Here is a 7,780-nt window from a genome sequence, read left to right on the forward strand (position 1 = left end):
AGCCACGGCCATAGAAGGCTGACCGGTCCGAGGCCGGCCCGCCTACCCCAAACGAAAGCTCGAAACGGACATCACGTTACTTACCGTCCTCTCAGATCGCCGGAGGACAAATCGCCGGAGGGCAAACGGTTGGGCAACGCGGGGGCCGACGGCGGCCGTCCGGCCGGGGACGGTGTGGATGCTCCGGTGCGGAGGTCCGGCCCGACCAGGTGACGGTCACATGATCGGCCGGACCGTTCCTAGGCGTGGGTCAGGTCGGCAGCGTTGCTCTCTCCCCGCTGCTGGGCGCCCCGCTCGGGCCGGGGGATGAGGAACGTTGCCAGCATGCCGAGGACGAGCAGCGCGGCGCAGGTCCAGCCGTTGACCCGGACCGCGTGGGACATGGCGTCGCGTGCGGCGTCGGCGGCGGGCGCCGTCCGAGGGTTGTCGGCGAGCCGGGCGATCATCGCGCCGGCGCTGTCGGAGACCGCCGAGGACAGCCGGGCGGCGTCGGCCCCGGGTGTTCCCTGCCGGACGAGGCGGTGCGACAGGTCGGAGGCCAGTGCGGTGAAGAACGTCGAGGTCAGGACGGCGATGCCGAGTGCGGAGCCGAGTTGGCGCGCGGCGCTCTGGATTCCGGAGCCCTGGCCGGCGTGTTGCGGTGGCACGTCCGCGAGGACCACGTTGGTGACCTGGGCGGTGGCGAAGCCGACCCCGGTGCCGTACAGGAACAGGGCGGTGGCGATGACCCACCACGGGGAGTCGCTGCCGGCCAGCAGGCCGAACGTCAGCAGGCCGGCGGCCTCCAGGAGCAGGCCGATCCGGACCAGGCCGACCGGGCCGGTCCGCTCGGCCAGGCCGAAGCTCGCGCCGCTCGCGAAGAAGCTGCCGACCGCGACGACGAAGACCAGCAGCCCGGTCCGGACCGGCGAGTAGCCCAGGGCGTACTGGAGCCAGAGCGGCAGCACGGCGAGCATGCCGAACTCGGCCAGGGCGATGACGAATGTCGCGATGTTGCCCGTGCTGAAGGACTTGATGCCGAACAGCGAGGTGTCCATCAGCGGCGCCGTTCCGCTGCCCCGGGTACACCGAGCCTGGCGGAGCAGGAAGAGGACGAGACACGCCACCGCGGCGACCAGGGTGACCGGGACGACCGAGAGGCCCGTGCCCTGCCCGAACGGGCCGAAATCCTTGCGCGGTTCCCACCACCCGTAGTTGCGTCCCTCGATCAGCGCGAACGCGAGAAGTCCGAGGCCCAGCACCGACAGCGCCGCGCCGACGGCGTCGAGCCGTCCCGGCCGGCGGGGGGAGAGCGGGAGAAACCTCATGACGCCGGAGAGGATCAGGGCGACGACCGCGAGGTTGATGCCGAACGCCCACCGCCAGGAGTAGTCGGCGAGCCAACCGCCCAGCAGGGGTCCGACCGCGGCCGCCGCCCCGATCGTCGATCCCCAGACGGCGAACGCCTTGCCGCGGTCCGGCCCCCGGAAGGTCAGGTTGAGCAGCGCCAGCGACGTCGGCATGATGATCGCGCCACCGACACCCTGCGCGAACCGGCCGGCGATCAGCAGCCCGCCGGTGGGCGACACCGCCGCTGCGATGCTGGCCAGCCCGAAGAGCACCGTCCCGGCGACGAACAGCCTGCGCGCTCCCAGGACGTCCGAGAGGCGGCCCGCCACCAGCAGCAGGGCGGCCAGCACGATCGCGTAGGACTCCTGGATCCACTGGGCGCCGAAGGCCGAGATCCCCAGGTCGTCGATGATCGGTGGCATCACCACATTGACGATGGTGAAGTCCACGACCACCAGCGCGACACCGAGGGAGACGGCGATCAGGCCCCACCAGGCGCGCCGGTCGGTGGGTGAGGGCCGAGCCGGATTCTCGGACATGACGTTCTTCCGTTCTGTTGGAGGTTCGATGGGGGTGCGGGGGAGGCGTCCGGCCTCCGAGCCAGTGGCACCCTGCCAGCAGAAGAGGACGTAACCTGACCGCTACTCACACCAATCCGGGGGCAATCCGTGATCGCCAACCGAACGCTGGAGCTGCTCAGCCTGCTGCAGGCCCAGAAGGAGTGGACCGGTGACGGCCTGGCCGAGCGGCTGGGGGTGTCCCCGCGGACGGTCCGGCGCGACATCAACCGACTGCGCGAACTGGGCTATCCCGTCACGGCGCGCAAAGGCCCCTCCGGCTTCTACCGGCTGTCCCGCGGGGCTCGGCTGCCCCCGCTGGTCGTCGACGACGAGCAGGCCATCGCCATCGCGCTGGCCCTGCAGACCGCCCCGGCCTCGGTCACCGGCATGGGGGACGCCACGAAGCGCGCGCTGAACTCCATCAAGGAGCTGCTGCCTCCCCACCTGGCCCGCAGGCTGGCCACCTTCTCGGTCGAACAGCTCGAGAACGCCTGGGAGTTGGCCCCGCCCCAGGTCGATCCCGCGCTACTGGCGCAGCTGAGCGCCGCCGCGCAGCAGGGCGAGCTGGTGCGGTTTGCCTACCGGTCCGTCGACCGCGAGCCGGTGGAGGGCGAGGAGGTGCTGGCCGAGCCCCACCGGCTCGTCGTCTGGTCCGGGCGCTGGTACCTGGTGGCGTACGACCAGCGGCGGAACTCGTGGCACACCTACCGGCTCGACCGGATCGGTCAACTGGCCTCCACCGCCTGGCGGTTCGGCCCCCGGGAGGTGCCGGAGACGGACCTCGCCGGTTTCGTCCAGAGCCAGCCCGACCGGGGGGACACCGCGGACACCTGGCCGTGCTGGGGCACTGTCCTGATGGAGTGCCCCGCGACGCTGGTGGCGAAGTGGGCTCCGGGCGCGGCGAGTTTCGAAGCGGTCGACGAGCGGACCACCCGGATCCGGATGGGGGCGTGGTCCTGGTCGGGGATCCTCGGCTTCCTCGTCACCTTCGACTGCCCGTTCACCGTCGAAGGCCCGCCCGAACTCGCCGAAGCGGCCCGCCGGTTGATCGGCCGACTCGCCGCCGGCGCGCCCCTGCCCGATGAACACGCCTCCGTGCCGCCGAGGGCCAGGACGGGCAGTTCCTAGCCGGTCCGGCCCGGAGGCGACGGTTCGGGAGCGGTGGGTGGCGTCAGCATCGCGGCGAGCCGGTCGACGCCGAATCCGCCGATCAGGAGGCGTTCCTTGCGGCTTCCGACGAGGCGCTGGGTCCAGTCGACGAACCCGCCGTCCGCGACCTCCAGTTGCCGGCCGTGGACGGTGGCGTGGATCTTGTAGCAGAGGCCGGTGTAGTAGCCGCGTCCGGTCGCCCGGTCGGGATCGTCGACGATGTCGACGCCCGGTGTCCCGGCCAGCTCCGTCCGGGTGCGGGCCAGGACCGGCGCGGCGCGCTCGTCGAGGCAGGTGAGGCGGATCTCGGTGCGGCGCGCGCCCGCGAGTGTCATCGCCCGGACGGCGAACCGCAGGTGCTCGACCAGGTGCTGGTGCTCGAACGCCCGGCTGCCGGTGTCCCGGCCGGCGGTCACCAGGGCGAACAGCTGGAAGTGGGCGAGCATGCCGGGCGCGTCGAAGTGCTGGGCACGCACGACTCGTTGGCCGGCGGCCAGCCGGACGGGCACGGTGGAGCGGGGGTCGGCGGCCAGGGCCCCGGATCTCCGCTCTGCCGCCTCCAGGGCCAGGGCATTGGTCGGGTCGGCGGCGACCTCGCTGCCACGGATGGTGGCGACGACCTTGCGCGGATCCACGGTCGCCACCGCCGTGTGCGCGGCCAGCGGCACCAGCGGGGCCAGGGTGACCAACTGGAAGTCGTCCGGCAGAGCGGACAGCAGGAGGTCCTCGGCCTGCCGCAGGTGCGCGAACCCGGTCGGCGCCGGGGTCACGAACCGGTCGGTGCGATAGCGCCGCATCACCTCGGCCGGAGTGAGCCGGTCGGCGCGGCGCCGGAAGACCTCCAGGAGCAGCGTGGTCAGCTCCGAACCCGTCAACTCCCCGGAGAGCACGTCCAACAGTTCCGGCCCACCCGCCTTGGCCAGCACGCGGCGCAGCGCCGGATCGGCCGAGTGTTCATCGCTCGTCATGGCGGGTCAGTATCGCCGGACCGGAAGCGGGGAGACCATCGAATTACCCCGCTCCGTCCGGACGGGCTCTGCAAGACTCGCGGCATGCAGTCGTTCCCCGCGAACCCCGACAGCCTGGCCGACCCCGTCACGCTCGTTGACGGGCAAGGCACTTGCTGGGTTCTCCACCGCAAGCGCCTGGACCTCCGCGTCGTCCGTCGGCTGGTGAAGGACGCGGCGACGCCCGTGGTGTGGGGGGACATGGGCGGCATCAGCCCGCGACCCGTGGCCGAGGCGGAGCGTTCCACGCTCTGGGCCCTGATCAAGGACGAGTACAAGGGCCCTGGCGGGACGTGGTCCGGGCGGTACCTGGCCCACGAGTTCCGGGCCGGGCCGGGGCGGCGGATGCTCTATGTCGAGGACCACTGCTGAGCGAACTGCCTCGAGCCCGAGGCGCATGACGCCTCCTCCGGGCGGGGGACTATGATCTCTTGATTCACCGATCCCGAGGAGGCAGCCATGGGCGCAGCAGACGATCGCGAGCCGGAGATCTCGGACGCGGACCTGCTCGACGTCGCCGACAACCCGTCGCAGGCCGCGGAGTTGCACCGGGCGCTGCGGACGATCGCGAAGGCGGACGGCGTCGGGCCGGAGCTCCAGCAGATGGCCCGGGAGGTGCTGAGCGGGCGGATCGGCATGAAGGACGTGGTCGAGTCCGACCGGTACCTGTCGGCGATCGGGGCGCGGCTCGGCGAGATGCGGGAGGCGGCGGCGAACATGTCGCCGGAGGAGCGCGCCGCGTCCGAGAAGCGGGCGGTGAAGCTGCGCGAGCAGTCCGAGGCCGAGTACGGGCCGGACGAGCCCGACGAGTGGGACCGCCCGCGCGACGACCGCTGACGTCCGGTCAGGTGCTCCGCAGAGCGGAGCCGACGGTCGCCTCCAGGGCGGCCAGCGCCTCGGCGGAGCCGAAGCGGCCGGACTCGACCTGGTCGCCCGCGGCGAGGATCAGCGTGTAGACGCTGGTGACCAGCCAGTGGGCGGGCAGGTCGGTGCGGAAGTCGCCCTCGTCCTGCCCGCGGGTGATCAACTGCTCGATGGTGGCGAGGACATCGGCGTGCCGGTCCTCGACGGTCTCCGCGGGCAGGGCGCGACGGGCGGCGTGCAGCATCCGCAGGTTGCGGTCGAGCAGGTGCCAGGACGAACGCAGCAGGGTGCGCAGTGCCTGGTCGGCCGGCGCGCGCTCCAGGTGCTGGGCCGCGACGGTGGCCGTGACTTCGCGCAGCGCACGGTCCATCAACTCGCCGAGCAGCGCCTCGCGGGACGGAAAGTGCGCGTACAGGGTGACCCGGCCGACGCCCGCCGCGGCGGCGATCTCGGTCATGCTGGCCTGCGGGTCGCGGGCGAAGCAGTCGGCGGCGGCGGCCAGGATCGCGGCGATGTTGCGTTCGGCATCGGCCCGCCGGGGCTGCCCGGAGCCGCCGCGCCGGGTGGACGCGGCGGCGCCGCGCTGGTCGGATTCCATGGTCGGAGTCTAGGCCCGTCTCCTTCGGGTCCTGCGGGGTGCCGGCAGGCCACCCGCCCGCCCGCGCATGCGCGCGTCGCCGCCCGCGCATGCGCGTCGCCTCAGTGCGCGTGCATGCCCGCAGGCCGTTCGGCGCGGCCCGGCGGGATCAGCACCGGGGCGAGGGCGGCCATCAGCAGGGCGGCCGCGGCGAGGACCAGGTGGGCGGTGGGGAAGCCGGCCGAGGTGTGGGCGACGATGCCGGGGGCGGCGGCGGTGGAGACGACCGCGATGCCGATCGCGCCGCCGACCTCGTGGAAGGTGTTGACCACGCCGGACGCCACGCCCGCCTCCTCGTGCGGGACGAAACCGAGCGCGGTGGTGGTCGCGCAGACCAGCACCGGCACCACCCCGAACCCGGCGATCGTCAGCCCGGCGACCGTCCACCAAGGCCCGTCCGTGACGGCGAGCAGCGCGCTCCCGGCCGCGGCCAGCAGCAGGCCCCCGGCGGCGACGGCGCGGACGCCAGCGTGGGCGAGCAGGTGGCCCGTCAGGTGGGCGGCGACGGCGGTGCCCGCCGCCATCGGCAGGACCAGTGCTCCGGTGGCGAGCGCGGACAGGTGGCGGACGTCCTGCAGGTAGAGCGAGGCGAGGAAGACCAGGCCGAGCAGCAGCGCGGTGGCGACCAGCATCAGCAGTGAGCCGGCGGCGACCGGGCGGCGGGCCAGGATGCGGACGTCCATCAGCGGGGCGGCCGTCCGGCGCTCCAGCAGGACGAACAGGCCGTAGAGCACCACCGAGCCGAGGAGGGGCAGCAGGACGGAGGCCGAACTCCAGTCGCGGTCACCGGCGTTGACCAGCCCGAGGATCAGCGCGCCGGTCGCGGCGGTGACCAGCAGCGCGCCCGGCAGGTCGATCCGCCGGACGCCGACAGCCGGGGCGGACGGGAGCAGCGCGGGCAGCGCGACGAGGACGCCGAGGCCGACGGGCAGGTTGACGAAGAACACCCAGTGCCAGCCCGGTCCGGCGGCGAGCAGCCCGCCGAGCATCGCGCCGGCGGCGAAGCCGATGCCGCCGAGCATCGCCCACACGCCGAGCGCCTTGGTGCGCTCCGGCCCGTCGAACGCCCGGGTCAGCGCGGCGGGATCGAGAGAGTGAACAGCCGCCCGACGTTCCGGGCGACCTCGGCGGCCCCCGAACCGATCTCCCGCAGACCGGACTTGACCCGCTTCAGCCCGCCCGGGCCAGGTGGACGTTGACGCCCAGCCACCAGCGGCGGCCGGTGAAGGCCCGGATCTGGGCCTCGGCCGGCGCGGTGTCCGCATCGGCCCGGATGCGGGCTCGCGCACCGGTAGGCCGGCGGGACTTCTTGGCGTATGGGCGCGGGTACGGCTTCGGCCGCTCCACACTGCGCGGGTTCTTCGACACCTTCGCCACCTGGGATGTGCGTCAGCGCCTGGATGGCGTCCACCAGGTCCGCCAGCACGTACGCCTTGGCGTCCCAGCCTGCGGCTTCACGGCCGCCGCGCATCGCGGCCACCGTCGCCGAGCCGTCGGGGAGCGTCCCGATCAGGGCGAGGACGTAGCGGGCGGAGTGCCGGCCCCGGAACCAGTCCAGGACATCGACGCCGTAGAAGCGGCGCAGGTCGGCGGCGACCTCCGCATCGTGCCGGTCCAGCAGCCTGATCAGGCCTGCGCTTCCCCCGGCGCGGCCTGCTCCATCCATCGCTCGACCACGGTCATGGTCTGCTCCAGCGGCAGGGCGCCCAGCGACTCGCGCATCGCCTTCTTGTCGGAGGCGACCGCGACCAGCAGGCCGGTCATCGCGTCGATCCGGCGCTCGTTGCTGACCTTCTTCGACTGCACCAGGTCCAGCAGGGCCAGTGCCGCCTTCAGATCGTCACCGGGCAGGGCCTCGATCCGGCGCAGCCGGACCTTCTTGCCGTTCTTGGCGACGAACTTGAGGCCCTTGCCGTTGTGCTTGCGCTCGGCCTCGGCGGCGAGGTCGGCGAAGGCCAGGGTGGTGCTCAGGGGTAACTCTCCTTAGCGGGGTGGTGCGTTGTGCGGGGCGGTGCGGGGTCGGACTGGGCTTTGAGCGGCAGTCCTGCGGTCACGCGGCGTCCTGTTTGCGCTTAACGGGTGATTGCGATGAGGAAGGGCCAAGTTGAAGGGGCCTCCACGCCTAACGTGATCGCGGGTGCCTCAGCCCGAATCCACCGGCCTGATTCGAGTGTGATCGTTTCGGAGGTTCGTGGCGGCTGCCCGGTGGGTGGGTGTGGGGCATCTGCTGGTCT

At 72.7% G+C, this 7,780-nt stretch carries 9 protein-coding genes; 3 read left to right on the plus strand and 6 right to left on the minus strand.

The annotated features are described in order from the left end of the window. Positions 1-239 precede the first annotated feature (239 nt). On the minus strand, positions 240-1,868 hold the full coding sequence (locus ACIHEI_RS37260) for an MFS transporter (protein WP_396609964.1): 1,629 nt from the start codon (positions 1,866-1,868) through the stop codon (positions 240-242). A 129-nt stretch (positions 1,869-1,997) separates the two neighbouring features. Between ACIHEI_RS37260 and ACIHEI_RS37265 the strand changes: the two genes are divergently transcribed. Beyond that, a complete protein-coding gene (locus tag ACIHEI_RS37265; protein ID WP_396609965.1) occupies positions 1,998-3,017 on the plus strand; it encodes a helix-turn-helix transcriptional regulator in 1,020 nt (339 codons plus the stop codon). On the opposite strand, the gene ACIHEI_RS37270 is transcribed toward ACIHEI_RS37265, so the two are convergent. Next, positions 3,014-4,006 (minus strand): hypothetical protein, encoded by a 993-nt coding sequence (locus ACIHEI_RS37270; RefSeq protein ID WP_396609966.1) that lies wholly within the window; start codon positions 4,004-4,006, stop codon positions 3,014-3,016. The genes ACIHEI_RS37265 and ACIHEI_RS37270 overlap by 4 nt on opposite strands. A gap of 84 nt (positions 4,007-4,090) precedes the next feature. Between ACIHEI_RS37270 and ACIHEI_RS37275 the strand changes: the two genes are divergently transcribed. After that, a complete protein-coding gene (locus ACIHEI_RS37275) occupies positions 4,091-4,417 on the plus strand; it encodes a hypothetical protein (protein WP_396609967.1) in 327 nt (108 codons plus the stop codon). 87 nt (positions 4,418-4,504) lie between these two features. Beyond that, entirely contained in the window at positions 4,505-4,882 is a 378-nt protein-coding gene (locus tag ACIHEI_RS37280) for a hypothetical protein (RefSeq protein WP_387641829.1), read from the plus strand. A 7-nt stretch (positions 4,883-4,889) separates the two neighbouring features. Here the strand turns inward: ACIHEI_RS37280 and ACIHEI_RS37285 are convergent, their stop codons facing one another. From ACIHEI_RS37285 to ACIHEI_RS37300, 4 genes are all read right to left on the minus strand, one after another. After that, entirely contained in the window at positions 4,890-5,507 is a 618-nt protein-coding gene (locus tag ACIHEI_RS37285; RefSeq protein ID WP_396609968.1) for a TetR/AcrR family transcriptional regulator, read from the minus strand. A 101-nt stretch (positions 5,508-5,608) separates the two neighbouring features. Next, positions 5,609-6,568 carry an MFS transporter gene (locus ACIHEI_RS37290; RefSeq protein WP_396609971.1) on the minus strand — a complete coding sequence of 320 codons (960 nt, stop codon included), beginning with the start codon at positions 6,566-6,568 and terminating at the stop codon, positions 5,609-5,611. A gap of 50 nt (positions 6,569-6,618) precedes the next feature. Further along, positions 6,619-7,212, minus strand: coding sequence for a hypothetical protein (locus tag ACIHEI_RS37295; RefSeq protein WP_396609969.1), 594 nt, complete (start codon positions 7,210-7,212; stop codon positions 6,619-6,621). Continuing rightward, entirely contained in the window at positions 7,173-7,352 is a 180-nt protein-coding gene (locus ACIHEI_RS37300) for a hypothetical protein (protein ID WP_396609970.1), read from the minus strand. The genes ACIHEI_RS37295 and ACIHEI_RS37300 overlap by 40 nt, the downstream gene beginning before the upstream one ends. Positions 7,353-7,780: the final 428 nt, after the last annotated feature.

The organism is Kitasatospora sp. NPDC051984 (assembly GCF_044593455.1).
Classification (GTDB): domain Bacteria; phylum Actinomycetota; class Actinomycetes; order Streptomycetales; family Streptomycetaceae; genus Kitasatospora.

Bases quoted from the DNA above. Each gene is read 5' to 3' on its own strand.
- ACIHEI_RS37290 (WP_396609971.1), bottom strand. From the start codon at position 6,568: ATGCTCGGCGGCATCGGCTTCGCCGCCGGCGCGATGCTCGGCGGGCTG.
- ACIHEI_RS37295 (WP_396609969.1), bottom strand. From the start codon at position 7,212: ATGGATGGAGCAGGCCGCGCCGGGGGAAGCGCAGGCCTGATCAGGCTG.
- ACIHEI_RS37260 (WP_396609964.1), bottom strand. From the start codon at position 1,868: ATGTCCGAGAATCCGGCTCGGCCCTCACCCACCGACCGGCGCGCCTGG.
- ACIHEI_RS37285 (WP_396609968.1), bottom strand. From the start codon at position 5,507: ATGGAATCCGACCAGCGCGGCGCCGCCGCGTCCACCCGGCGCGGCGGC.
- ACIHEI_RS37275 (WP_396609967.1), top strand. From the start codon at position 4,091: ATGCAGTCGTTCCCCGCGAACCCCGACAGCCTGGCCGACCCCGTCACG.
- ACIHEI_RS37270 (WP_396609966.1), bottom strand. From the start codon at position 4,006: ATGACGAGCGATGAACACTCGGCCGATCCGGCGCTGCGCCGCGTGCTG.
- ACIHEI_RS37280 (WP_387641829.1), top strand. From the start codon at position 4,505: ATGGGCGCAGCAGACGATCGCGAGCCGGAGATCTCGGACGCGGACCTG.